At 45.4% G+C, this 26,416-nt stretch carries 19 protein-coding genes; 6 read left to right on the top strand and 13 right to left on the bottom strand.

The annotated features are described in order from the left end of the window. Positions 1–54: 54 nt before the first annotated feature. The 5 genes from atpF to AC1DXC_RS13565 all read right to left on the bottom strand — a co-directional run bounded on the left by atpF (position 55) and on the right by AC1DXC_RS13565 (position 2,626). Positions 55–549: a F0F1 ATP synthase subunit B gene (gene atpF / locus AC1DXC_RS13585; protein WP_477459684.1), complete on the bottom strand. Its 495-nt coding sequence runs from the start codon at positions 547–549 to the stop codon at positions 55–57. A 102-nt stretch (positions 550–651) separates the two neighbouring features. After that, positions 652–867: an ATP synthase F0 subunit C gene (gene atpE / locus AC1DXC_RS13580; RefSeq protein WP_477459683.1), complete on the bottom strand. Its 216-nt coding sequence runs from the start codon at positions 865–867 to the stop codon at positions 652–654. 45 nt (positions 868–912) lie between these two features. After that, the gene (atpB, locus tag AC1DXC_RS13575) at positions 913–1,980 is read right to left on the bottom strand and encodes a F0F1 ATP synthase subunit A (RefSeq protein WP_477459682.1); all 1,068 of its coding nucleotides are present in this window, start codon (positions 1,978–1,980) and stop codon (positions 913–915) included. A gap of 32 nt (positions 1,981–2,012) precedes the next feature. Then, positions 2,013–2,399, bottom strand: a complete 387-nt coding sequence (locus AC1DXC_RS13570) for a hypothetical protein (RefSeq protein ID WP_477459681.1) — start codon at positions 2,397–2,399, stop codon at positions 2,013–2,015. Further along, complete coding sequence (locus AC1DXC_RS13565) at positions 2,396–2,626, bottom strand: AtpZ/AtpI family protein (protein ID WP_477459680.1); 231 nt, start codon at positions 2,624–2,626, stop codon at positions 2,396–2,398. The genes AC1DXC_RS13570 and AC1DXC_RS13565 overlap by 4 nt, the downstream gene beginning before the upstream one ends. 194 nt (positions 2,627–2,820) lie before the next feature. On the opposite strand from AC1DXC_RS13565, the gene porW reads away from it, so the two are divergent. From porW to AC1DXC_RS13545, 4 genes are all read left to right on the top strand, one after another. Beyond that, positions 2,821–5,820, top strand: coding sequence for a type IX secretion system periplasmic lipoprotein PorW/SprE (gene porW, locus AC1DXC_RS13560; RefSeq protein ID WP_477459679.1), 3,000 nt, complete (start codon positions 2,821–2,823; stop codon positions 5,818–5,820). Between the two features lie 6 nt (positions 5,821–5,826). Further along, complete coding sequence (locus tag AC1DXC_RS13555; RefSeq protein ID WP_477459678.1) at positions 5,827–8,094, top strand: penicillin-binding protein 1A; 2,268 nt, start codon at positions 5,827–5,829, stop codon at positions 8,092–8,094. Between the two features lie 101 nt (positions 8,095–8,195). Continuing rightward, positions 8,196–10,013, top strand: a complete 1,818-nt coding sequence (gene uvrC, locus AC1DXC_RS13550; RefSeq protein ID WP_477459677.1) for an excinuclease ABC subunit UvrC — start codon at positions 8,196–8,198, stop codon at positions 10,011–10,013. 19 nt (positions 10,014–10,032) lie between these two features. Next, positions 10,033–10,782, top strand: coding sequence for a YoaK family protein (locus AC1DXC_RS13545; protein WP_477459676.1), 750 nt, complete (start codon positions 10,033–10,035; stop codon positions 10,780–10,782). A 109-nt stretch (positions 10,783–10,891) separates the two neighbouring features. Here AC1DXC_RS13545 and porN read toward each other — a convergent pair whose 3' ends face one another. The 7 genes from porN to AC1DXC_RS13510 form a co-directional block, all read right to left on the bottom strand. Continuing rightward, positions 10,892–11,908 carry a type IX secretion system ring subunit PorN/GldN gene (porN, locus tag AC1DXC_RS13540; protein ID WP_477459675.1) on the bottom strand — a complete coding sequence of 339 codons (1,017 nt, stop codon included), beginning with the start codon at positions 11,906–11,908 and terminating at the stop codon, positions 10,892–10,894. Between the two features lie 10 nt (positions 11,909–11,918). Then, the gene (gene porM, locus AC1DXC_RS13535; RefSeq protein ID WP_477459674.1) at positions 11,919–13,451 is read right to left on the bottom strand and encodes a type IX secretion system motor protein PorM/GldM; all 1,533 of its coding nucleotides are present in this window, start codon (positions 13,449–13,451) and stop codon (positions 11,919–11,921) included. A gap of 41 nt (positions 13,452–13,492) precedes the next feature. Continuing rightward, complete coding sequence (gene porL / locus AC1DXC_RS13530) at positions 13,493–14,296, bottom strand: type IX secretion system motor protein PorL/GldL (RefSeq protein ID WP_477459673.1); 804 nt, start codon at positions 14,294–14,296, stop codon at positions 13,493–13,495. A gap of 45 nt (positions 14,297–14,341) precedes the next feature. Continuing rightward, positions 14,342–15,661: a T9SS ring complex lipoprotein PorK/GldK gene (porK, locus tag AC1DXC_RS13525; RefSeq protein WP_477459672.1), complete on the bottom strand. Its 1,320-nt coding sequence runs from the start codon at positions 15,659–15,661 to the stop codon at positions 14,342–14,344. 259 nt (positions 15,662–15,920) lie between these two features. After that, positions 15,921–16,685, bottom strand: coding sequence for a uroporphyrinogen-III synthase (locus AC1DXC_RS13520; RefSeq protein ID WP_133230417.1), 765 nt, complete (start codon positions 16,683–16,685; stop codon positions 15,921–15,923). 15 nt (positions 16,686–16,700) lie between these two features. Continuing rightward, on the bottom strand, positions 16,701–17,696 hold the full coding sequence (locus AC1DXC_RS13515) for a DUF4271 domain-containing protein (RefSeq protein WP_477459671.1): 996 nt from the start codon (positions 17,694–17,696) through the stop codon (positions 16,701–16,703). Positions 17,697–17,796: 100 nt separating this feature from the next. Beyond that, positions 17,797–18,243, bottom strand: coding sequence for a DUF1569 domain-containing protein (locus AC1DXC_RS13510; RefSeq protein WP_477459670.1), 447 nt, complete (start codon positions 18,241–18,243; stop codon positions 17,797–17,799). Positions 18,244–18,471: 228 nt separating this feature from the next. On the opposite strand from AC1DXC_RS13510, the gene AC1DXC_RS13505 reads away from it, so the two are divergent. Then, positions 18,472–19,770, top strand: coding sequence for a glycosyltransferase (locus AC1DXC_RS13505; protein ID WP_477459669.1), 1,299 nt, complete (start codon positions 18,472–18,474; stop codon positions 19,768–19,770). 243 nt (positions 19,771–20,013) lie between these two features. After that, positions 20,014–21,927, top strand: a complete 1,914-nt coding sequence (locus tag AC1DXC_RS13500; RefSeq protein WP_477459668.1) for a glycoside hydrolase family 97 protein — start codon at positions 20,014–20,016, stop codon at positions 21,925–21,927. A 153-nt stretch (positions 21,928–22,080) separates the two neighbouring features. Here the strand turns inward: AC1DXC_RS13500 and AC1DXC_RS13495 are convergent, their stop codons facing one another. Then, positions 22,081–26,319 carry a hybrid sensor histidine kinase/response regulator gene (locus tag AC1DXC_RS13495; protein WP_477459667.1) on the bottom strand — a complete coding sequence of 1,413 codons (4,239 nt, stop codon included), beginning with the start codon at positions 26,317–26,319 and terminating at the stop codon, positions 22,081–22,083. Positions 26,320–26,416: the final 97 nt, after the last annotated feature.

Below are 26,416 nucleotides of genomic sequence, written 5' to 3'. Positions count from 1 at the left end.
AGACCGGAGATCAATTTCTTATCTCATATCTCACATCTCACATCTAACATCTAACTATAATTTCACTTCTTTCAACAACTCGGCAACCAGGGCATCCTGTTTGCTGGCATCTTCGAATTGCTTGCGCAATATCTTCTCGGCAATATCCAACGATAAAGTTGCAACCTGATTTTTAACATCAGCCATTGCAATAGCTTTCTGGTTGTTGATTTCTATACGGGCAAGCTCTATCTGGCGGGCACCTTCCTTGTGCGCAGCTTCTTTAGCTTCGCTGATGATGCTGTCTTTTACCTTTTTAGCTTCTGCAAGGATGGCGTCGCGCTCGATGCGGGCTTGTTTCAGCAATGCATCGTTCTCGCTGGTCAAACGGGCCATTTCGTCCTTAGCGGCTTCGGCTTTAGAAAGCGAATCTTCTATGAAACGCTCGCGCTCGTCGATAGCGCCCATAATAGGCTTCCATGCAAATTTGGCAAGCAAAAAGAACAATACGGCTAACGATACCGTGGTCCAAACTACGAGGCCAATTTCCGGGGTTACTAATGGATTCATTTTTATATATAAAATGTTAAAATTTCAGTTCTTTTAAATTAACCGTAGCTGCGGCCAATCGCAACAGGCTACGGTTAAAGGTTTTCCTTTCGGGGAGGCGAATTATTTCACGCTCAAACCCAGGAATGATACAACCACACCGAACAAAGCAGCACCTTCTACAAGGGCAGCAGCGATGATCATGGCAGTTTGGATCTTTGAAGCAGCTTCTGGCTGGCGAGCGATACCTTCTACGGCTTTACCACCGATTTGACCGATACCGATACCTGCTCCGATTACTGATAAACCTGCACCAAGTGCAGCGATACTTCCAATCATTGTATTAAATTTAAAGTGAATATATAGTATAAAAATTATTAAAAATTAGTGGTGATGCTCTTCTATTGCCGTACCGATAAACAAAGCAGTAAGCAAGGTGAAGATGAAAGCCTGCAATGCTGCTACCAGCAATTCGAGCACATCCATAAAAATAACGAAGGCTACAGATACCGGCGCGATGTAAAGCGACTTGAACACGAATATCAATGATATCAAGCTCAATACGATAATGTGGCCTGCTGTAATGTTAGCGAACAAACGTATCATCAAAGCGAAAGGCCTTGAAATGATACCTACCAGCTCGATAACCCACCATAACGGCCAGATCCAAACCGGCACATCCGCCGGGATAAAGATGTGCGCCCAGTAGTGTTTGTTACCGTTTATATTTACGATTACCAAAGTGATAACCGAAAGCACCAGCGTTACCGCGATATTACCGGTAAGATTTGCACCAAACGGAAAGAAGGGCACCAAGCCTATCAGGTTGTTCACCCAGATGAAAAAGAACACAGTTAATAACAAGGGCATGTAGCGCTGATATTTGTAGCCGATATTCGGGCGGGCAATATCATCACGCACAAAAAGGATAAGCGGCTCCATAAAAGACTGTAAGCCTTTTGGTGCTTTACCTGCACGCTTTTTGTATGCCGAAGCAACGCTAAAGAAAATAACGATCAGGAAAAGGATACCCATCCATAAGCTCACCACGTTGCGGGTGATAGAAAGATCTATCAGGCTACTGTTCCATTTTGCTACGGTAGCGCTTTCTGCCAGCGTATTATTTTCGCCAACAATATTTACTTTATCCTTAACTAAACGGTAGGTGTAATATTTACCGGTATAATCGGCATGCCCGTGTTCGAAATGCGATGATGAAAAAACTTCGAGGCCTTTATCAGTGTACAAAATTACGGGCAGTGGTAAAGAACTTTCGCCAATGATATGCAGGGAGTGCGAATCGGCAATGTGCTCTAAAATAACTTCACTTGGCTCAAAGGGCTTTTCGGTGCCTTCAGCGTGGTTTTCTTCAGAAAATGCCGGGATCGAAAATGCGGTCAGTGTTAAAAAAACGGCACAAATTCGTAAAAGTGTAAATATTTTTATTTTCAAAATCGAGCTATTATACATCAAAATAAACTTTTCTACTTCAAATTTTGGTTGCGCAAGTTACGCAATAACACAGAAACTTCAAAGGCTGTATTTAAGAAATATAGGTAAAAGAAATCGCCCACAAAAACAGCCTTGTTTACCTTGATTTTCATGATAAAAACCACCATGAATGCCAGGACAGCGAGCAGCTTAAAAACGGTGGTGGCCAAAAAAGTCTGGGCGTAATTTTCGGGATTTACTTGTTTGGTGATGATAATGGCCACCATCACCAAAAAGGTAAGCCCGGTGATAAAGGCATACAACAGCCAGAAATAGGGCACCAATAAATTGGCATGGCCACCAAACTGTAGGCCAACGGCAGGCAGGGCCAGTAATATGGCGAATATGATAAATGCTATGATTGCGGTTTGGGTCTTCATTTTCTAACGGATCTGATAACTAAAAATAAGGCGATAAATACGCCGGCGAGGGAGAGTACAGCAGTTACCCATTTGGTGGCATGGCCGGCGCTTTCGTCGATTTTATAGCCGGCGAAGGTAAATACGCCGATGACAACGATCATCTGGAAAGCTAGTCCTGTGTATTTGGCGTAAGAACCGGCTTCTTTAGCGCCTTCTTCTACGTCGTTCGGTTCATTTTCTGCCATGGCGCAAATTTATTAATCCTATTGCATACTATTTAGTAAATTAGCGATGCTTTTTATAATACCTGGTTTGTATAAAAATTAATGGTCGTTCATATACACAAATAACCACGCTTTCAGTTAATATCATTACATGGAAAAGGTTGTTAACTTTGTAAAACTCAACTGAAATAATTCTACCTATAACTATAACACCTTTGAGGCGCACATCTACCATCTTCTGGCCAAAACGAAGCATCCTTGCCCTGTTTGCTCTTGCCCTTTTTATCGCCGGCTGTACGCTCGAAAAAAAGAGTGCCGTTAACCGTGCCTTGCAAAACCTCACCGCGCATTATAATATCCTCTTCAACGCGCGCCAGATACTACAGGAAAAACAAGTGGGCTATGCTGCTGCCTTCGTAGATAATTACGCCGAACTGCTGGCCGTTTACCAGGATACCGTTGCCGGAGGCGGCGCGCCGGATAAAGACCTTGATGCCGCCAAGCAAAAGGCCAACGCGATCATCAGCATAAAAGAGCAAAGCCATTACATACCCGATGCCTACCTGGTGCTGGGCCAGGCCAATTACCTCAACAACAACTATTTCGATGCGGTAGAGTATTTCAACTACGTAGTGCTTACCGCCCGCCCCAAGCAAATCCAACTAAAGCAGGAGGCATTGGTTTGGAAAGCGCGCGCGCTGCTATACCTCAACAAAACCGCCGAAGCCAAATTGATTATCGATACCGCCATCCAAAGCATCAACCTCAAGAAAAGGGTGCCTGCCGATGTTTACGCTACACTGCTGCAGTATAATATAAATATACAGGAATATCCCGCAGCCGAAGAAGCCGCCATAAACGCTATCAAATACAGCGGCGACAACCTGCAGCGCATGCGCTGGACTTTTATACTGGGCCAACTGCAGGAATTGAACGGCAAACCTGCCGATGCCGCCGCCAGCTACGCCCGTGTAGCCAAAAGCAACGTTACGTTCGATATGGCCTTCAATGCCGATCTTAACCGTATCCGCATAGAAGACAACCGCAACGGGGTAAAGATAAGCCGGCTCGATCGCCTGCGCTCCCTGCTGAAAAACCAGAACAATGCCGATTTTACCGACCAGATCTACTACCAGATAGCCCAATTGCAATACGGCGAGCACAAAACAGACGATGCCATAAAAGGCTACAAGCAATCTACTGGTTACAGCCAGCGCAACCAAAACCAAAAAGGCTTATCGTACCTGCGGCTGGCCGATATTTATTTTAAGGACAAAGCCGATTATACCCAGTCCAAAACTTATTACGATAGCACCCTGGCTACCCTGCCGCCTACTTATCCCGGCTACATCACCATACAAAAAAAGGCCGATAACCTGCAATTGCTCACCGACAACCTTAAGGTTATAGCCCGAGAGGATACTCTGCAGATGCTGGCCGGTATGGACGAACCCGGCCGTATCAAACGAATTGACGAGATGGCCAAACGCCAGGCCATTCAAAAACAAGCAGCTGCTGCGCCTATAGTAAATAACGGCGCGAACAATACCCTTGGCGATCCCTTTGCCGATTCGCCGCCGCCGCAGGCCAGCGTACCCAACGGTGGTAACTTCTATTTTTACAATACCAATGCGGTAAGTCAAGGCTATACCGACTTCAAACGCGTTTGGGGCAACCGCAAGCTCGAAGATAACTGGCGCCGCAGCAGCCGCCAGGGCAGCGACCTTACTACCAATACGCTGAACACCGCTAAAAACGTGGATGTAAACGCGCTGCCCGATTCTATGCAGCGCAGCCCCACCGAGGTGGAAGCCAATAATTTCAAGCAGGATTTGCTACAGAATCTGCCGCTCACGCCGCCACAGCTGGCACAATCCAACATCAAGCGGTATGATGCGTACCTCGCCATAGCCAATTTTTACCGCGACGTACTAGATGATAAAAAGGAGGCCGCAGCGGCCTACGAAAAGATATTGGCGCTGTTCCCGAATAATGACAGCAAGGCAGCCATCTATTATAACCTGTACCGCTTATATAGCGAAAGCAACGTAACCTTATCCGATAAATATAAGGCCCTGGTATTGAAAGAATACCCCGAAACGGCATTCGCCAAAACCATCCTCGACCCTGATTATGGCAAACGCCTCAACGATGCCGATACCGGCTTCGGCGTGCTGTACAACCAGGTGTATGACCTTTATGCCGCAAAAAAATACGCAGAGGTAATTACCTCTGCCGATGGTTTATTGCAAACCTATCCTAATAACAAGTATGCGTCGCAATTGGCTTATTTAAGGGCGTTTGCTGCGGGCCACCGTGAAAAACTGGATCCGTTTAAAGCCGAACTGCAGCAAATAGCTGCAAAATATCCCGATGACCAGTTGATAACGCCTCTGATAAAACAGCATCTGGCCTACACCGACGCCAACCAAGCAGAACTGACTGCCCGCACTTTCGTGATAACGGATAAAGACATCAACGAAGGACTATTTACCATACCTATAGTGTATCAGCAGGAAAGCCCTTACCGCGTGCCTTATACCGGTGGCCCTATTGCTATAGTGCCCGATGTGCGCAAGCCCGAGAAAAAACCGGTAGCGGCTCCTTTGGTAGTTGTTCAGCCTTTACCGCCCACCGTTAAGAAACCGGATACAGTTGCAAAGGTGGCGGTGCAGCAACCTGTTAAAGAGCCGGTAATCATTCAGCCGAAAACTGATACGGTAAAGGCTCAGCCGGTGGTTACGCAGGCAAAACCCGATACGTTAAAGACCCCGCCGGTGGCTACGCAGGTAGCTCCTCCCATACAGCAGCCTGTAACGCCGGTTACGCAGCCTGTTGTTAAAAAGCCATCTATTTTTAGCCTGCGCGATAGTACGCACTATTTCTTTGCCGTAAATGTAAATTCGGGTACAACTAACCTGGCTTCCTCGCGTTTTGGTTTTGGGCAATTCAACAGGGTGCAGTACCAGGGGCCGGCTATCAACCACAAGTTAAAAAGCGTGGGTAACGCTAACCAACTGATATACGTTGGCAGTTTTGCCAGCCTGGAAAAAGCTAAGGAATACGCACGAAGTATTGTGCCGCTGTTGCCCAATATTATGAAGGTGCCGCAGGATAAATACAGCTTTTTTATTATTACCGAGGAAAATCTGGATAAATTAGCCGACTCAAAAACATTGGATAGCTATATAGAATTCTATCAGCAAAACTATTAAGGTAAAATGATCATCACCAACAATAACCGCAACAATAAAAACAAGCTTACTACACAGGATATAAAACGTTACAACTGGTATATATGGCGTTTTATTATCGGCTGTTTCGCAATGTTCGTCATCCTTATATTGCTTGTTGCCTTCCAGGTATTCGGGCCGTTGCCATCGTTCGGAGAAATGGAGAACCCTAAGAGCGATCAGGCTTCGCAGGTAATTTCTTCTGATAGCCAGGTAATAGGCAACTACTATGTAAAAAACCGCACCAGCGTTACTTATAAGCAGTTATCGCCAAATGTTATCAATGCCCTGGTGGCTACCGAAGATGCACGCTTTTACGAGCATTCTGGCATCGATTTCAAACGTACATTCAGCATCATACTTTATAACCTGATAGGCAAAAAGCAGGGCGGCAGCACTATAACCCAGCAATTAGCACTCAACCTTTTTTCAGAGCGCTCGCACAACCCGGTTAAACGTATCATCCAAAAACTGCAGGAGTGGATAACCGCCGTAAAGCTCGAGCACAACTACACCAAGGAAGAAATCCTCACCCTGTACATGAATACGGTAGATTTTGGCGCGTATAACACTTATGGCATCAGTTCGGCATCGCGCACCTACTTCAACACCACGCCAGATAAGCTTACGCCGGACCAGGCCGCGCTGCTGATGGGCATGATCAACGGCCCCGGCATCTACAGCCCAATCAATCACCCCGATAATGCCATCAAACGCCGCAACTTCGTACTGCGGCGCATGTACGAGGAAAATTACCTGAGCCAGGGGCAGGCCGAAGAATTCAAGAGGAAACCACTTGGCCTATCCTTTAAAATAACCGACCATAACGAGGGTATGGCCACCTACTTCAGGGCCGTATTGAAGAAAGAGGTGCAGAAGATATTGGTAGATAAATCTATCCTGAAACCGGATGGCGTTACCCCTTACGACCTGGACCGCGACGGTTTGAAGATATACACCACCATTAATGCCACCATGCAGCAATATGCCGAAGACGCGCAACAAGAATATATGCGCGATCTCCAAAACCAGTTCAACACCCACTGGAAAGGCATAAACAAGTATAAAGCTATCCCAACTTTCAAGAGTTTGCTGGAAAAGGGCATGCATCGGTCTGACCGATATCTGAGTCTAAAGCAGCAGAATAAAACAGATGAGGAAATACGGGAAGACTTCAACACCCCAGCCAAAATGAATATCTTCACCTGGCATGGCGATATCGATACGTTAATGAAACCCATCGACTCCATCGTTTATTGCAAAATGATGCTACGCAACGCTCTGATGAGCATGGACCCAACCACCGGTTACATCAAAGCCTGGGTAGGCGGTACCAATTTCGAGCACTTCAAATACGACCAGGTAAAAATGGGTACGCGGCAGGTAGGCTCAACGGCTAAGCCATTTACCTACACGGTAGCTATAGAAAATGGCTTTTCGCCTTGTATGCAGGTAAACAACGTACCCATCACCATCACCGGTTATGGTGATGATTGGTCGCCGCGATCTTCGCCATCAGAAACCGTTCCCGGCGTTATTACGCTCCGCACGGCCCTGGCCCGGTCGCAAAACTGGGTTACGGCTTATGTAATGAACGAGGTAAAGCCCCAGCCGGTGGCTGATCTGATAAAAAAGATGGGGATTACCAGTGCTGTGCCGCCCTACCCTTCTATATGCCTCGGTACCTTTGATGCATCGGTTTTTGATATGACGGGAGCTTACTGCGCTTTCGCCAACGAAGGTATCTGGACGGAGCCCACTTTCCTGCTGCGTATAGAAGATAAAAACGGCAACGTACTTTACAACAATACCCCTCGGGTGGTGCAGGCCCTAAACCCGCAAACCGCGTACGTGATGACCTATATGCTTAAGGGCGTTATACAGGAAGGTACCGGCTACCGCTTGCAATCTAAATACAAACTAACAAACCCTATAGGCGGCAAAACCGGCACTACCAACGATAACTCTGACGGCTGGTTCATAGGCATAACCCCGCAACTGGTTACCGGTGTATGGACGGGCTGCGAAGACCGCGACGTACACTTCCGCAGCACACGGCTGGGCGAAGGCGCCAACACGGCGTTGCCTATATTTGCCGGCTACATGAAACGCGTTTACGCCAACAATAAACTCGGCATAAAAACCAACGTAGATTTCGTTCCGCCAAAAACGGGCGCAGCCATTACCTTAGATTGCGGTGCCTACAGCCAACAGCAAAAAGGCACTAACGAGGTGGATAAGAAACTGGACTTTTAGGTTAGTTGTTGAAAAGTTGAAACGTTGTAAGGTTTGAAAGTTATTTCTTTCCTGGAATAAAACTTTACAACTTTGCAACCTTCTAACGTTCCAACAAAAACATGGACAAATTCGATTACCGCGAAGCTTTAAAAAATATACCGCATAAACCCGGGGTTTACCAGTACTGGGACGTTGCGGATGAGCTGATATACATTGGCAAAGCTAAAGACCTGCGCAATCGTGTGGGATCGTACTTTAATAAGGATACCCAGATAAATGCCAAAACGCGCGTGCTGGTATCTAAGATCCGCAAGATAACTTTTACCATAGTTGATACCGAGGTTGATGCCTGGCTGCTGGAGAACAGCATGATAAAAAAGCATCAGCCGCGCTATAATGTGATGCTGAAGGATGATAAAACCTACCCCTGGATCATCATCAAAAACGAGAATTACCCCCGCATCTACTGGACGCGCCGCATCATACGCGACGGCTCAAAATACCTTGGCCCCTACGCCTCGGTAAGCATGATGCACACCATATTGGGGCTGATAAAGGAGACTTACCCCCTGCGAACCTGCAGCCTTAACCTTACCCGCGAAAACATTGAGAAAGGTAAATTTAAGGTTTGCCTGGAATACCAATTGGGCAACTGCAAAGGCCCCTGCCAGGACTACCAGTCTGAAGCAGATTACAACAACAGCATTGATGAGATCAAAGATATCCTTAGTGGCAAGATAGGCACCGTAGTGCGCAACCTGAAAGGCGACCTTGAAAAAGCGGTAAGCGAACTGAATTTTGAACAGGCCCACCGCCTTAAGCGTAAAGCGGAATTACTGGAGAATTACCAGAGCAAATCTACCGTGGTAAATTCTTCTATTACAGATGTGGATGTGTTCAGCATCGCATCCGAAGAGAAATACGCTTTTGTAAACTACCTTAAAGTGATGAACGGCACCATCACTCAAACCCAAACCATCGAACTGAAAAAACGGCTGGACGAGACCGACGAAGAGTTACTCACCCTCGCCATTACCGAATTCAGGACGCGGTATGAAAGTCATTCGAAAGAGATTATCGTGCCGTTCGACATAGACCTGGAAGACCCGAAAATCAAATTCACTGTACCTAAGCTGGGCGAGAAACGCAAACTGTTGGACCTTTCGCAAAAGAACGTGATGTTCTTTAAGAAAGAGAAGATTGATCAGTACGAAAAGCTGAACCCTGATGTGCGTACAGACAGGCTGATGGAACTAATGATGAAGGACCTGCGCATGAACCGACAGCCCCGCCATATCGAATGTTTCGATAACTCCAACTTCCAGGGCAAGTACCCGGTATCGGCTATAGTGGTGTTTAAAGATGGTAAGCCATCCAAGAAGGATTACCGCCATTTCAACGTGAAAACCGTAGTAGGCCCGGATGATTTTGCTACCATGGAGGAGGCCGTACACCGGCGCTATCGCCGCCTGCTTGACGAAGGGACGGAGCTGCCGCAGCTAATTATTATCGATGGCGGCAAAGGACAGCTATCCTCGGCAATGAAAAGCCTGAAGTTGCTGGGTATAGAAAAGCAGGTTACCATTATCGGCATTGCCAAAAGGCTCGAAGAGCTCTTTTACCCCGGCGACCAGTACCCCATGTACCTGGATAAACGCTCGGAAACCCTCAAAATAATACAGCAGCTGCGCGATGAAGCACACCGTTTCGGTATCACGTTCCATCGCAAAAAGCGCGATAAGGGCACCCTGGCCACCGAACTGGAACTGATAGAAGGCATAGGCAAAACCACCGCCGAGAAACTACTGAAATACTTTAAATCGGTAAAAAAAATACGCGAAGCCAGCGAAGAAACCCTGCAGGAAGTAGTAAACCTTAAGCAAGCCAAAGCTATTACCCAATATTTTAATCCCGCTGTGAGCGATATTGGTGCTTAAGTTTGCGTAACTTGACACTATGTTAAGGCACCTGGGTACCAAACGCACATATGCGCATAATTTCAAACTAGCCTCCCTTTTAGGAATGACGGCCGGTTTTGTAAATGCAGCAGGTTTTTTGGCTTTCGGTGTATTAACTACCAACGTTACAGGGCACGCTGCGTTGTTTGCAGAGCGCATTGCGCTGCGCGACTGGACAACCGCCCGTGTTGTTGCGCTATGGATGTTTTTATTTTTAGCAGGGGCATTTGTTTCCGGCGTATTTGTTTCGCGCGTGGGCCGTAATCAGCGTTATTCTTACGTTGTACCTATCGTAATAGAAATTTTAATTTTAACGGTAGTTGCAACCGGCGGTTTCCGCTACGATGGTACACTAATAGCAAAAGAACTTTTCGCCGGAAGCTTATTATTTGCTATGGGCCTGCAAAACGCGCTGGTTTCGATGGTTTCCGGTTCTGTTGTGAGGACCACGCATCTTACCGGTACGTTTACCGATTTGGGTATAGAGCTTGCCCACATCCTAAAAAAAAGCGATGCAGACAAGACTGTTATCAGAACCCGGATAAAATTGCGGGTAGCCATTATCTTGTTTTTCATGGCCGGAGCCTTGGGCGGTGCGTATCTTTTTGGCTATTTCAGGTTTCATTCATTTTTTATTCCTTGCGCACTGTTATTACTTACGCTGGTATATGATATTTTTCGAATAAAAGTTGCGCGCTATTACCGGCAGGTCCAAAATCATTTCAAGCAAACCAGGCAAAACGAATAGCGTTGAAAATTATGAAGCGCAAAAAAGCCCCTGCAAATGATTTGCAAGGGCTTCTATATTTTAACGTAAAACGATAAGCAACCACTCATCGCTCTCTACTCACCATTCACTAATATTGCCACAAGTTAAGTTCCCAATCCATCAGCTTCTTTTTGATGTTTTCAGATTCGTACAGCTTATCTATGCCTTGTGCATAATCGCGGATACGCTCGTCTTTATCATTAGATTGTTTTACGATATAGCTGGTAAACAGGCGTTTCATAAATACGTCGTCAAAGCTTAGGCCTGTTGCATCGTTGTTGCGGCTCACGGCTTCTTTAACGGCCAATACCTGCCTTGCATCAGGGAAGTATATCCAAAATGCGGGTTGGTATTCGTTATTTACAACACCTTGAATCTTTACTTTAACCAATGGCGCTATGCCGATGATGCGTGGTTCGAAAATAGAACGTTGCTTATCGAACACCCAATCTTCCTTAATACGGAATTTGATTAAGCTATCGGCTAAAAACTCTCCCGGAACCTCTTTAGAACCGGTTTTGTCGCCCGTTTTTGGGTCGATGATATCAACTATTGTCGGCGAGGCAAGCTTGCCGTGCGCCTGTGCGGCAGTTAAAGGTTTAGAAAAGCTATCGCCGTTAGGGTCCTCTACGGTTCCACCTGTAGGGTCGAAGGCCGTAAGCTCGCCATTATCTATAGCTGCAAGCAAAACGTCTATAAGGCGTTGTTTTGGCGAGTTGAGGTATTGGTTCATCTTCTCGCGCATGTCTATTTCGCGCCATACACGCTTAGCAAAAGCTACATCAGATTCACGGAGGTTGGCATAAGGAGTAACCTTTGCGCTCAGGATGTTGGTTTTCTTGTAGTAACCATCCAATGGCCTGTCAAAAGGCTTCACCGGGCCAGTTACCACTTTCTTGGTGGTATCCAGCACAGATGGTTGCTGCACACCTGCACCACCTCCGGCGCCTGCGCCTGCTGTAAGCGTAGTGTTTGGTTTGCGACCAGCGGCAGGCTTTTGGGTTTTAGCTGTCCTGGTTGGTGTCTTTTTCTTTCCCTTTTTGTTTTGTGCGAATGACACGCTGCAAAGCAGGCAAAGCGCAATAACTAAAAATCTTGTCTTCATCTTCTAATCCTTAATTAGCCGTTAATACTATTGCGTCCAGGCCGCGTTGCGTGCCGTCTGGCCCAACAGCCAAAATATTCTGTATAACTACTGTGGTACCCGGTGTAACACTACCCATCGCGGAACGCATCTGGCCCGTTAATTCTGCGCCACTTGCCGAATAGCTAATAACATCCTGGCGCGGTTTAAGTATAATCAACGTAAAACTGGTTACGTTAAAAGTAGCATCGAATTCAAAATTTTCCAATTTGGCAAAAACCTTATTCTGCGCCCTAAGGTTGGCAGCCCCTGTGCTGCCGCTACTACGGCCGGCAAACTGCGGCTTAGGATCTGGTATACGTTTTACACGAAATAAAGTTGAGCCTAATACCTGGCTTTTTCCGGGCGCCAATTCGCCGGAAACGGATACCGTTGCCGTACCTGCGGTACTAACTGTAGCGGTGTACTTGCCTCCACTGCCGCTAACGCTGCCGCTAGAGATATTCACATGCAATTTTTCTTTAGGGATACCCGGAGCCGAAACCGAAATTGGGTTTGGCACGCCGATGTATAATACGTTCATCTTATCGGGAGATACTACAGCCGATGGGCGTGCTACCTGGTAAGTTTGTGTTGGCGTATCGTATGTCTTTGTGCTGCCATCGGCCTGTTTAACCGTTACGTGGCCAACCCAGGTAAATATACCTTCGGCACCTGTATTTACCGAGTATTTACCCTTTCCATCAGACACCTGCAAGTTAGAGCCGTTTGCAGTTATGGTAGGTGTTGATTTTGAATCAGATGCGGTTAAAAAAACTTCTGCAGTATAAGGCTGGCCTGCTATTACATAGCTCGAGGGCGCAACGGCAACCGCACTAAATTTATCAAGGTTAACTACGGCTTGATCTACCTCGCCTAATATCTTTTTAACAATCTCGTTCTCGGCGTTCTTGGTATCTGCCTTAATTTTTGCAAGGGTGGTCAATGTCGCGCCTAAAGGAATACCATCGCCGAAATACGCCTGCTGCCATGTTTTTTGGCCATCTCTACCTTTTGGCGGATCCTCTGCAGTAAGTGATAAATTAATACCAGTACGCTCCTTGTCTGTTAGCAAGGCTAATAATTGATTGCGGGTTGCATCTATTCTCCCACGCAGTTTATCGGCGTTGCCGTTGGCAATCATTACCCGTGGCGATATATCCAGGTTATCCCTACCGTCAACATCCTGTATCTCAGGGTTAATGCCACCGCCTTCTTTTATCAATTGTGCAGTAAGGTCATCTATATAATTAGTTAAGTCGCTAGCCAACCTACTGGCTTTCTTTGCTTTGTCGTAAACAGGCTGCGCTCTTTCTTTTTGCTCCCTTAGTTTTGTTTTCTCGAACGCTGAGTAAGTGTTATCTATACCTGTGGTTACGTTCTTGGTAGAAGTATTTAAACTATTAGTGATATTCTTGAATGCATCGAGCAAACTATCCGGCACGTTTAAGGCAATAAGGCCTAAAAGCACCAGGTATAGGATACCTATCATTCGCTGTCTTGGGGTTTCTTTACCTCCGGCCATGCTCTTTTATCTATCTTATTCGGTATTATTAATAATATTGATTAACCACGTGGCTGGTTCATGGCGCTAAGCATATTGCCGTAAACAGAATTAAGCGAAGCCAAATTCTTAGCCAAACGCCCAACCTCGTCTTTAAACTGACGCGAATCGTCTAACGATTCGTTGAAGTTGTTCATAGTAGCCGACAGGTTTTTGTAGAAACTGTTCATGGCTTTTAGGTGCGCGCTCGAATCCTGCAACTCCAATTCGTAAACGCCATTCAGTTCCGAAAGATTCATTGCCAGTTTGTTTACCTGATCGTGGTACGCTTTAGCATCAGTGTTCGAATCTGCCATCTCTGCCAGGTTAGCCGAAGCTTTATCGAAAGCTGTGCTTAAATTATCGTAGCTTGCAGTTGCTGCCTTAACTTTATTGGTAAAAGCAACGGTGGCTTCGCCGGCATCGGTTACGCGGGATATAGCGTGTACTTTGTCGCCGAAATTCCTTAAGCCATCGCCCAGGCTGCTGATCAGTTCGGGGCCTATCTTGGCTTCTTCCATCATCTTATCAAGCGCGGCGGTACTAGAGAAGCCATTGGTGGCCAGTACCGGTTTTGCAGACGATTTTGGCAAGTCACCCGCAAAATCCTCGTCAAGTTCCGGGTAAACACGTACCCAATTGATATCTTTATCCTCGCGTTGGAAACCAAGCATAAAGAAAAGCAAGGCCTCTGCCGATAAACCAACCGTGATGAATTCGGTAGCGAATTTCCAGTGCTGTATCTTAAACAAAAGACCGATAATAACCACGGTAGCTCCCCATGACACTATGTTACTTATTCCGTAAGGTTTTTTCTTCCCAGCCATAAATTTTTAGTAAAGTAAATTTTAATGATTTTTATAGTTTTTTGATTAGCGCTTATCCCTGATGTCGCGGCCCAAATAGTGGGTTACGCAACGGAAGCCGATGTAAGATTTTGCTGTATCCTGGTACTCGTAAGTGCGGGTGGAGTTCTGGAGGAAATAACCGATATCTTTCCATGAGCCGCCGCGTACAACTTTTCGTTTCAATACTTCAGGGTCGTTTGGTTTAGCTTCGTAATTAAATGTAGGGGAAAGATCGTGTACGAATGTGGTGGCAGACTCGTCGTAGGCCGACATGGTCCACTCGGCCACGTTGCCCGCCATATTATATAAACCGAAATCGTTGGGGAAATACGAGCGCACGTTTACTGTGTAAGCGCCGCCGTCATCCGTGTAGTTACCACGGCCCGGTTTAAAGTTTGCCATAAGGCATCCTTTTGCGTTTTTAATGTAAGGGCCACCCCAAGGGTAATCGGTACCAATCCTGCCGCCACGGGCAGCATATTCAAATTCGCCGTCGGTAGGCAGTTCAAATGGCAGGTTGGCATCCTCGCCGCGGGCATGTTTGGCACCTTCGCTAAGGCGGGTACGCCATGCGCTGAAGGCTCTTGCCTGGCGCCAGCTAACACCCACAACAGGGTAGTTGCGGTACGCCGGGTGCGAAAAATAACCTTCAACCATCGGCTCGTTGGCGGCGTATGAAAAATCGCTCAACCAAACCAGGGTATCAGGATAAATAGGAACTGTATCGCGCAGTATGAAATCCGAGCGCTTTTTTGATTTGTCGTTTTTGTAGTTGGCAGCATCACGAAGCACTACCATAGAGAAGTTGTATTTCAATAAGCGTACGTCGATCTCGTTGCGGTCGAAAACGCGGTCATCGCCCTGGTAGTACAGGCCTTGAAGCTTCTGCGCATTGGCGGCAGCGTTTTTGCCGCGCCGGCTGAAGATAGGATTGCTGCGCACGTAGTTCCAGTTGATGTATTTTTTACTATTTGGATCGGCAGCCACGCCTTTTTTAGGCTGCAGGTAATATTTTTGGTCGCTGAGGTAGTTGCTGATGGCTATCGAGTCGCGCACCCACAGCACGAATTGCTTATATTTGGTGTTAGACAACTCGGTCTCATCCATAAAAAACGGAGAAATGGTAACCTGCTTGGTTTGCGAGGTTTGCGAGAAGGTAACATCCTGGTCAGTTTGGCCCATCAGGAAAGTGCCGCCTTTAATATACACCATGTTTAAAGGCGTTGTTGCCCTAAAAGCGCGCTGGCGCACGCCAACAACCTCGCCGTTACCGCCACCACCGGTACTGCATCCTGCTAAAACGGAACCCGCTAAAACTACTATCAGAAAGTATAATTGCTTCATTTTTTATTAAAAATCGTTTACCTGCTATGAATTCAATGCATCGCAACGCACCTCCGAATATATTAAATATACTTCATTCCAATGCAAAAATGTTTTAATTAACCAAATTACGACCGCTTTTAATTAAAAAAATGGCAATAATCCATCAAATATTTACGCGTCAATTAACATGCCGCAAAACTTATTTATTTGTTAAATATTAGGGTGTTATACGCTAAAACTGAAATTTTGTTGCAGAGTGGGTGCGGATTAAAAGAATTTATTTATTCACCTGTTTTACATACTGTTCTATCGCCATTGTCATGGATGGGGCGGCTGGGGTTGGCGCCGGGATGTCTAGTATTAAGCCCGCTGCCAGTACGGCTTTGTGGGTGGTGGCCCCAAAAGCGGCGATACGGGTGTTGTTTTGCTTAAAATCGGGGAAGTTTTGGTAAAGCGACTGAATGCTGGACGGACTGAAGAACGCAATAACGTCGTAAAACACTTCGGCCAGATCGCTAAGGTCGCTGCACACGGTACGGAACAGCACCGCAGGCGTAAAGTTATAGCCATTATCCAGCAAAAACTTCTGTGTTTCTTCGGCTGCTACGTCTGAACAGGGATACAGGAATTTCTCGCCCGAGTGCTTCTTAAGCACCTCGGCCAGATCGGCAGCAGTTTGCTTGCCGAAGAATATCTTGCGCTTGCGGTATTGGATATACTTTTGCAGGTAAAGGGCAATGGTTTCTGAAAGGCAAAAATATTTCATCTCTACCGGCACCTCGAAACGCATTTCCTCGCATATGCGGAAAAAGTGATCGGCAGAGTTGCGGCTGGTGAAGATAACGGCAGTAAAATCGGCCAGATTTATCTTCTCCTTCCGGAAATCTTTCGCGGGCACGCCTTCAACATGAATAAACGACCGGAAGTCGATTTTCAAATTCAGCTTTTTAGCCAGTTCAGCGTACGGATTTTTATCATTCTCAGGTTTTGGCAAAGTAACTAATATGCTCTTAACCTTTTTCTTTCTGTCTTCCAATGCTATACGTTATAAAACCAACTACTTGAAACCTATATTAAGTGCCTTTACCAATATCAATATCGGGCAAATTTCGAGGGCACAAAGATACGTAAATAAATAAAATTTATGAAATCGAAAATTTGAAATAATACCCACGCTGCTTCGCAGATACTGCCATGTAAAAATTATCACCGTTAATAACAGCGTAATGGCCAGCAGGTAAGGGAAAAACTTATCGGCAATTAAGCTAAAACACAAGGCCACAGGCAAAAAAACAAAGGTGATATTAAAATAAGTTAACGATAGTGCTTTGATATACTCGCTTACCACCTTATTGATATCGAACACGAAGCCCAGGAATTTCAACACCATGAATTTCACCGCAAACAAGCCTATGATAGCGGCTGATAAGGTACCGAATAGCTGGAAACCGCTTATGGGGTAATAAACTTTATAGTAGCCTGTGGTAAGCAGGTACAAAAATATGCCTAAAGTAAACCCGAAGAGCAGGAACAAGCCGATGAACGTCCAGGCGTTTATTGGGCTATCCTCCTTGCCGGCCTGGGTGTTGGTGCGTTTGTAGTAAAAGGCTAAAAACACGTTGCTCATATCCTTTGCCGAATAGATATTAAGCACCGGCACGAACAAAATTAGCACCACGATGACGGCAATAACCCATGGATCGCGCGAGGGCCGCACATGACCATAGCCTTTTATACTGGGTTTAGTTTTTGAGGGTGATGCCAGATCAAGGTAATGGTTGCCACTGTAAACGGCACTTCTTAATATGCTATCTACGAATAAGTTGGTACTGTTGCTATCCGGCCGGCGCAGGTATGCCATGGAAAGCGAATCGCCGACGAATTTCTCTTCAAGGGCCATGGCGTGGGCTACGGAATCGAGCACCGTCATGGGCCGGGGCGTGCGGATATAATGCCGCGGGGTATCAGCGGGCGTGCTGGTGCTGTCCTGCTGCGCAAAAACGGCGGCGCATCCGGCAAAAAAAAGAAATATCGTACAAATAAACCCGCGCATGATATATCGCCTTGTTAAGGCGGTGCAAATTTACCTTATTAATTGGCGCTTATGCAAAGGTTATGTTAAATGTTTAAACAATTAAGCCTGGCATATTTGCTTAAGCGTTAAACTGGCGCAGGTGATGGTCGATGTGTTTATAGGCGAGCTGGCTAATTTGCTGATGTGTCATTTTGCCGAAGAAAGGATGCACAAAACCATCTATAGGATTTGCAGCATTATAATTTACAAGTTCGATAAATCTGGCTTTTTCGGCGGCAAAATCCCCGGATGCGTCGTGTATTATCGTCTCCGGTGCCGAAGGAGAGTTTCGCCTTATGGGCTCCTCATCTTTTAACACAGCCCTTAATATCACTTTGCCGATTATCCGCCCAATAAATATCCGCTTAGCCGGCAAAGTTCCGTTTGCTAACTCTTCCCAACGCCTCAGGTGTTTCATCATTTGATAAGCGTTCATTTTACCCCATTGGGCCGGGCTATTTTCATTAAGCGTGTTGATGCGTTTGATTAAGTCATCTCTCGTTGCTTTATCAAGTGTGGTCTTCATTTATTGGTGGCGATTTAATTTGCTTAAGCAAAGCTACGGCATTATACCGATTGCCGCACGCGGTATTACGACAACATAAGGGGGTAAATGCGGCAAAATATATTTTTGAAAGGCGCGGGTTTTAGATGTTGCGCATATTACCTTGTGCTGCATTAAACTATTAAACGCTAAATGTTTTGCGGCCAACTGCCGTCGGCTTTCCTTGCCGAACACGAATCATAAATTAAAATGAACCAGCCATCACCATTGAATATCGGCATTTTTACTTACGGCACCCGGGGCGATGTACAGCCTTATATCGCTTTAGCGCTTGGGCTAATGCAGCACGGCCACGGCGTTACTATAGCCGCTCCCGAAAACTTCAAAGAGCTGGTTGAGGGTTATGGGGTAGCCTTCCATCCGTTATACGGCAATGCCGAAACCATGATGAATTCTCCGGAAGGGCAGCGCGTGCTGCAAACAGAGAACACCATCAAATTGATGCAGTACTTTTTTAAGGTATTGCACGATATAAGGATGCAGCTGCGAAAAAGCTATTTAGCGGGCTTCGCTAAGGTGGATTATATCATAGCCAATGCTGCCACCCTGCCCATCACCAGCGCCATTGCCGAAAAACAAGGTAAAAAAATGGCGCTCACTTATTTTATGCCGCCGGTGGTGCCTACAGCCGCGTTCCCGCTGGGCGATTTTGATTTCCTCGATTTCTCCTGGTACAATAAACTCACGTACAAGCTGGCGCATGCTTTCTTCTGGAAATTCGTGAAGCAGGAGGCCAACGAATTCAGACAGGAAATAGGCCTGCCCCTATTAAACGAAAACCTGCTGACGCACGTAGATAAGCAAAAACCACTCGATTTATATTGCATCAGCCAATCGCTTATCCCCCAGCCTAAAGATTGGGAAAGTCATCACATGATAACCGGCTTTTTGACCGTGCCCGAGCAGGCGGCCACAATTGTGGACGATGAATCGGTTACGAACCTGAACAATTGGCTAAGTGGAGGGCCGCCGCCCGTTTATATCGGCTTCGGCAGCAACGGCGTTGGCAATACCGGAAAGTTTGTGGCCATTATCAGTGACATCCTGAATAAAACCACCGAGCGGGTACTGTTTTGCACCGGCTGGTCGGTTTTTGAGGATTTGCCCCGGCACCCAAACCTATTCATGACGAAGTATGTCGACCATGCACAGGTATTACCCCAATGCAAGCTGGGCATATTTCATGGCGGCGCGGGCACCTTGAATGCCATGCTGAGGCACAACCTGCCGGTAATCATCATTTCGTTTTATACAGACCAGCCAACCTGGGGTAAAATTATCGAACGCAAGCAATTGGGGGTACATATCCCGGTAAAGAAACTGACGGCGGATAAGCTGATCGCCGCTATTGCAAAAGTGCAATCGAATGAAATAAAAGACAATGCTGCAGCTATAGGTGAACAAATAAGACGTGAGAACGGGCTTGAAAGAGCGGTTAAAGAAATTGAACGTTTTTTCAGTTCCACCTCAAATTCTACCCTCGGATAGCCCTAAAATAGTGAAACGATTACGGTATCTCAGAAATTCAAACCCCGATGAATCATGCTAAACACGCATCTTTTAGCCAATTTGAACATTTCGCGCTCTATTTGTTAACGTTTGTACCCGTTAACCCATTCCTTACTTCTATAGCTTTGCCCCCAAACCAAAAAACCAAAATTGTTAAATTTATCGGCGGCTAAGTTGTTGGCTTTTTTAACTACAGAATCAAACCTTTATAAGAAAATTAAAATGAAAAGCCTTTTTTTAGTTTTAAGCCTTTTTTTCAGCTGTGTGGGTTACGCCCAGGAGGTTATATCTCCCAATAAAAAAATTAAGGTTGTTGTAAAAATGCAGCCCGTTGGCCAGAAAGGCTTAGGCCAGGCTTATTTTAAAGTGCTGTATAAACGCAATGGGACTTATGTTGAGGCGCTACCGGCTTCGCCATTAGGTATTTTAAGGGAGGATCAGCAATTCGTATCAAATCTCAAATTAGTTGGCGGGAGCGCATCTACCGCGGTTCATACCAAATATGAAATGGTAACCGGAAAACGGAGGTTTTGCGAAAATTTTGGTACCGAAAAAACATTCCACTATCAGAATGCCTCAAAACAGCCCATGGATATCACTTTCAGGGTTTATAATGACGGGATCGCGTTTAGGTACGCTTTCCCCAATCGCCCGGACTCCAATTTAAGCATCAAGGGTGAAGCCACCAGCTACGTTATACCTGAGGGTACATCCAGATGGATGCAGCCCTTTGCTTCAGCCTATGAAAATTTTTATCCGCTTAACACCGGTGCACATAATGAAAAAAATGTTGGCGAATGGGCGTATCCTGCCTTGTACAAGGTTAACGACCAGCCTTTATGGGTACTTATCTCGGAGGCAGGTATCACCCGTCAAAACTGTGCGGCCCGGCTTAGCTATAAGCAAGGCTCAAACCAGTACCAAGTGATTTACCCTCCGGCAAAAAAAGGCTGGCATAGTGGTGCTGTTTCAAGTTTGCCCTGGAAATCGCAATGGCATGTTATGATAGTGGGCAAACTATCTAATCTGGTGGAAAGTACACTGATTACCGATGTAAGCCCCCCTTCTACCATTAAGAACACGAAATGGATTGAGCCGGGAAGCGTGGCCTGGGTATATTGGGCAAATAATCACGGCTCGAAGGATTATCAGAAAGTGATAGAATACGTTGACCTGGCCGTAAAAATGCATTGGCCTTATGTGTTGATTGACTGGGAATGGGACGTAATGGCAAACGGTGGTACTGTAAAGGATGCGTTGAGTTATGCAAAAAGCAAAGGCATCAAAACGCTTTTATGGTACAACTCGGGTACCGAATGGCTTGGCGCAACCCCTGCTGACAGGCTGCTAACACACGAGAAAAGAGAAAAGGAGTTTTCATGGCTGAATGACATGGGCGTATCGGGCATCAAGGTAGATTTTTTTGCGGGAGACCAGCAGTATATGATGCAATATTATATCGACATTCTGGAAGACGCCGCTAAATACAAGCTACTGGTTAACTTTCACGGAGCTACTGTACCCCGCGGCTGGGCGCGTACTTACCCTAATTTGATGAGTGCCGAAGCGGTGTACGGTGCCGAGTGGTATAATAACGATGGCGTTTTAACCGATAAGGCTGCTTCGCACAACACAACTCTTCCGTTTACGCGGAACATCATAGGTTCTATGGATTATACGCCGGTAACGTTTTCCAATTCGCAGCACGAGCATAAAACCTCCTTCGCTCACGAGTTGGCATTGGCAGTGGTATTTGAATCGGGATTACAGCATTTTGCAGACAGGCCCTCTGCCTATTATGACCTGGCCGACGAGCCCCGAAATTTCCTAACGGACTTCCCTACAACCTGGGATGAAACGAAACTGATAAACGGCTATCCGGGCGAAATGGTTGTGATAGCCCGAAGAAAAGGTAAGCTATGGTATGTTGCCGGGCTTAATGGAAAAGACACCCCGCAAACACTCGATCTTAGTTTTAACTTCCTGGGCAAGGCAAACTATTCTTTCCAATTATTTAAAGACGGGGCGGATACGAAGTCCATTGCAAGCGAAACCATAAGCGTCAAAAGATCAGATACAGTACAGATCCAATGCCTGCCCCGGGGCGGCTTTGCAGGAGTGATCAGAGGGGAATAAGTAACACGATAGAAAACTCCGATTTTAAAAACCAGGCATCGAAAATCTGTAGAAGGTTACCGGCAAACAATGCTTCTTCGTTTGTTTCCAGGGGTTTGGTTTACTTTTGTTTTTAAACGCGAAACCTGATAGGCCGGGAATGTTCGATGGCAATCAGCCTATAAACTGAGCCTTTTTTATATTATAGGCTTCCTCAAAAATTGACACTAAAATATCCAATTTCATAGGTTTTGATATATAGCTATCCATACCCTCACTTATGCAAATATCACGGTCTTCCGAAAGGGCATTTGCAGTCATAGCAACAATATATGGCTGCTGAATATTGAGATTCCGAATATTTCTTGTGGCTTCCAATCCGTCCATTTCCGGCATTTGAATATCCATCAAAATCACGTCGAATGATTTTTCGCTTATCTTCTGCAATGCCTCACGTCCGTTGTTGGTAATATCTGCATTGTATCCCAATTTAGACAGTATGCGTTCAATCAATTTTTGATTAATCAGATTATCTTCGGCTACCAGGATGTTTATTGGATGTAACAAAGCGAAACCGGCATCAAGTACATTACGCTGCTTTTCTTCAACCTTTTCAATTTTTGTGCGGTTTCCAAGCTCGGCACAAATACTCTTTAACAGCTGATTTTGTTTAGTCGGTTTGATCAATATCGCCGAAAACAATGCAGGGTACTTTTTCCTGCTTGTATCACCTATTGAACTTAAAAGAATTATCGGAACGGGATTTGGCCCGTTTTTTATTACCTGCGCTAAACCGGCGCCATCCATTCCGGGCATTTCCATATCAGAAATTACAAGGTTAAACCCTTTATCCGACGATAAAATTTCCAATGCCTGTTGTGCGGACGAACAGGTTACTGTTGCAAGGCTCCATCGCTCCAGCTGAGCTTTTAAAATAATGAGGTTTGTTTTATTGTCATCAACCAGCAATACCCTTTTACCGTCCAGGTCCGAGATGCCTGGTAATAACTGGGGCGTTTCGGATTGTTTATTGCTTTTTTTGGCTTTTATAGTAAAATTGAAGGTTGAACCCTCGCCCAGACAACTCTCAACCCATAGCTTTCCGCCCATTAAGTTAACAAGCCGCTCGCTGATGATGAGCCCTAAACCGGTGCCGCCGTATTTACGTGTGGTAGAGGAGTCGACTTGTGAAAATGCTTTGAACAAACTAGAGAGTTTATCGCCCGGTATGCCTATTCCGGTATCCATCACACTAAAGCCAATCTCCAGTTCACTATCAGAAATTGCCTGCGAAAGAAATATCTTAATAAACACCTCGCCTTTAGCGGTAAACTTTATCGCATTATTAATGAGGTTAATGACTACCTGTTTAAGGCGCAGGCTATCGCCTACCAAATGGCCGGGGAGGTTAAAATCTATCTCGTAAACTAATTCAAGGCCTTGTTCGGCCGCTCTATGTGAGAACATGTCCATTATTTCCTCGATACTTAGGCGCAAATCAAAATCTTCCTCTTCAATATCCATTTTGCCGGATTCTATTTTGGAAAAGTCGAGAATGTCGTTGATCACATTCATCAGGCTGTCGCCACAGTTTATTATCGTCTCCGCGTATTCATGCTGCTCATCGCTCAAATCGGTTTCTGCAAGCAGGGAGGCCATCCCAATAACGCCGTTCATCGGTGTTCTTATTTCATGGCTCATTGTTGCAAGAAAAATACTTTTAGCCTGGTTTGCTTTATCTGCTTCCTGGCGTGCAAGGTGTTCCTGGTTCTTTTGTTCCTCTAATTCCTCTGATTGCGCCTGCAGTTCTTCGTTTATTGCCTGCAATTCATCCGATTGACGCATCACTTCTTCCGTGCGCTCCTTTACTTCGCGCTCTAATAATACCTTTTGATTAATGATACTATTAACCCTGAAACGGTATATGCCGTAAACACAGCCTGCAATAAAAATAATCAAAAGCGATCTGAACCACCAGGTTAGCCAATACGGCGGAACAATAATGACTTCTAAACTTAGAATATGGGGTGACCATACCCCTGCGCTATTCTGGCTTTTCACTTTAAAAACATAATTGCCCGGCGGAATATTGGTATAAACAGCCGTGTTTTTATCCTCAACATAATTCCAGCCTTTATCAAAGTCTTCCATTATGTAGGCATATCTCTTTTTATCCGGCGATAAATAATCCAGCGAAGCATATTCAAGTGATATAACCGATTGATCATGAGATAATGTGATCGATCTTGTTTCAGAAATATCTTGTTTTAACGGAGAGGGATCCGTGCTGTTCTCCGCGACCTGTACATTTTTATTAAATAACTGAAAGTTGGTCAAAACCATGGGAGGATCGTAATCCGCACGCAATATCTGATCCGGAGAGAAGGAATTAAAGCCATTTACCCCGCCAAAATAAAAAATGCCACTGCGGCTTTTAACAGCCGAATGCGCTTTAAACGCGTCGGCCTGCAGGCCATCTTCAGTTGTAAAGTTTTTGAATTTTTTTGTTTGGGGGTCATACATCGAAATCCCCTTATTGGTACTTATCCATAAATGCCCTTTATCATCTTCCAGGATGGCTTGTGTATAATCGTTTGGCAAACCATCAATGGTTTTAAAAACTGTAAAACGACGGGTTGTTGGGTCAAAAAAATTCAGGCCGCCCAATGTGCATATCCAAATGTTGCCAAGATGATCCTCAAGCAGGTTTAGAACGGTATTATGACTGATACTGTTTTTTTTGTTATCGTCGTGCGTAAACCGGATGAAACTGTTCGTTTTTGGATTGAAAAGATTTAGCCCCGCATCGTTTGTGCCTACCCATAAATTCCCTTTGCTATCGCTCAGGAGCGAGTTTATTCTATTGCTGCTGAGGCTTTTAGTGTCGTTTACATTATTTTTGTGATGTATAAACCTATTTGATTTTGGCTCATACAAGTCAAGCCCATCGCCAAAGGTTCCAATCCATATCTTTTTATCGCGGCTAAGTGTAATGGCGTAAATGTTATCTCCGCCAAGGCTTGTGGCATCGGATGGATCATGCTTGAAAGACCTGAAGATGCCTGTTTTGGGGTTCATTACACTAATACCGTTACCCCATGTGCCAATCCAAAGATTCTTTTGCCCGTCTTCTTTAATATCTAATACGTTATCGCCGCTTATGCTGTTTTTATTGAACTCCTGATGTTTGTATGTAGAAAACTTCCCTGTTTTTATGTTGAACAGGTTCAGGCCGCCGCCGTCTGTCCCCACCCAAATGTTGTTACGGCTATCTTCGAAAAGACAGAGAACAAAGTCGTTAGAGAGGCTGGTTGCCGACGAATTATGCTTGTAACGAGCAAAGTTACTTTTTGCTTTTTTATACAAATTTATACCGCCGCCAAATGACCCCAACCACATATTGCCTACATTATCTTTTGCTATTACGTCAACAGAGTTACCGCTTAAGCTGCTGTTATCCATATCGTCGCGGGTATAGTTGTCAAACTCCCCGCTCAAAAAATTGTAGATGCTTAAGCCCCCGTTTTCTGTCCCTATCCATAAATTATAGTCGGCATCCCCGGCAATGCTCTGGATACTGTTGCCCGCCAGCGACTTACCGTTGCCGGGGTCATTCTTAAAATGCCTGAACGTACCTAACTTACTATTAAAAAGGTTCAGCCCATCCTGCCGCGTACCAATCCATAACCGGTGCTCGTTATCTTCAAAAATAGAAGTAACCCAGTTGCCCGAAAGTGATTCGCCGGCGTTTTCGAGGTGTTTAAAATTTGTGAAGTTGTTGTTTTTACGGTCAAATAAACTCAGTCCGCCATTCACCGTTCCAATCCAGATGTTATTCCTGCTGTCTTTATAAATTGTGGCTACGTCATTATCGCCAATGCTACCCCGATGACGGGCATTGTACAAATAATGTATCCAGTGTCCGGTTTGGGGGTCAAACAAATCCAAACCTTTTTTTTCTGTGCCCACCCAAATTTTCCCGGAACTTTCGAAAACAATTTTATTCACAAAACTGCTCGAAATACTATTCGCGTTTTTTTCATTATGGATGTAGCGGTGAAAACGATTGGTTTTCCTGTCTAACCTGTTTAGCCCGCCGCCTGCTGTTGCTACCCATATATTCCCATTCTTATCTTCTGCTATATCCCGAACATAATTATTACCAATACTCGCTGTATCCTTAACATCATTTCTGAATATTTTAAATTTGTAACCGTCATACCTGTTTAATCCATCCTGGGTACCAATCCAAATAAACCCGCGGCTATCCTGTAATATACAGTTCGGGCTAAGCTCAGAAAGGCCGTCTGAGGTTCCAAGATGGTCAAAATGCAATTGCCGGGTTTGGGCTAATAAACTGAAGGATATCGCCAGCAAAAAGATGGTTAAGGAATATTTTGGAGATCTAGGCATCACAAATCCGCTTATTTATTTATTTTAAGAGTAATTTAAGAATACACTTCTCAATAGCAGTTTATTGAGATGCCTGTACATCATGGCCTTATCAATT

The sequence above is a fragment of the Mucilaginibacter sp. P2_D11 genome (assembly GCF_056404435.1).
Note: the sequence above shows the minus strand (reverse complement) of the source record. Positions and strands in the feature narration are given on the sequence as shown.

Coding starts and splice junctions, on each gene's coding strand:
- porL (WP_477459673.1), bottom strand. CDS start 14,296: ATGGCTGGGAAGAAAAAACCTTACGGAATAAGTAACATAGTGTCATGG.
- atpE (WP_477459683.1), bottom strand. CDS start 867: ATGATTGGAAGTATCGCTGCACTTGGTGCAGGTTTATCAGTAATCGGA.
- AC1DXC_RS13515 (WP_477459671.1), bottom strand. CDS start 17,696: ATGCGCGGGTTTATTTGTACGATATTTCTTTTTTTTGCCGGATGCGCC.
- uvrC (WP_477459677.1), top strand. CDS start 8,196: ATGGACAAATTCGATTACCGCGAAGCTTTAAAAAATATACCGCATAAA.
- AC1DXC_RS13495 (WP_477459667.1), bottom strand. CDS start 26,319: ATGCCTAGATCTCCAAAATATTCCTTAACCATCTTTTTGCTGGCGATA.
- AC1DXC_RS13570 (WP_477459681.1), bottom strand. CDS start 2,399: ATGAAGACCCAAACCGCAATCATAGCATTTATCATATTCGCCATATTA.
- AC1DXC_RS13510 (WP_477459670.1), bottom strand. CDS start 18,243: ATGAAGACCACACTTGATAAAGCAACGAGAGATGACTTAATCAAACGC.
- porN (WP_477459675.1), bottom strand. CDS start 11,908: ATGAAGACAAGATTTTTAGTTATTGCGCTTTGCCTGCTTTGCAGCGTG.
- AC1DXC_RS13565 (WP_477459680.1), bottom strand. CDS start 2,626: ATGGCAGAAAATGAACCGAACGACGTAGAAGAAGGCGCTAAAGAAGCC.
- AC1DXC_RS13545 (WP_477459676.1), top strand. CDS start 10,033: ATGTTAAGGCACCTGGGTACCAAACGCACATATGCGCATAATTTCAAA.
- atpF (WP_477459684.1), bottom strand. CDS start 549: ATGAATCCATTAGTAACCCCGGAAATTGGCCTCGTAGTTTGGACCACG.
- porK (WP_477459672.1), bottom strand. CDS start 15,661: ATGAAGCAATTATACTTTCTGATAGTAGTTTTAGCGGGTTCCGTTTTA.
- porM (WP_477459674.1), bottom strand. CDS start 13,451: ATGGCCGGAGGTAAAGAAACCCCAAGACAGCGAATGATAGGTATCCTA.
- AC1DXC_RS13500 (WP_477459668.1), top strand. CDS start 20,014: ATGAAAAGCCTTTTTTTAGTTTTAAGCCTTTTTTTCAGCTGTGTGGGT.
- AC1DXC_RS13555 (WP_477459678.1), top strand. CDS start 5,827: ATGATCATCACCAACAATAACCGCAACAATAAAAACAAGCTTACTACA.
- AC1DXC_RS13505 (WP_477459669.1), top strand. CDS start 18,472: ATGAACCAGCCATCACCATTGAATATCGGCATTTTTACTTACGGCACC.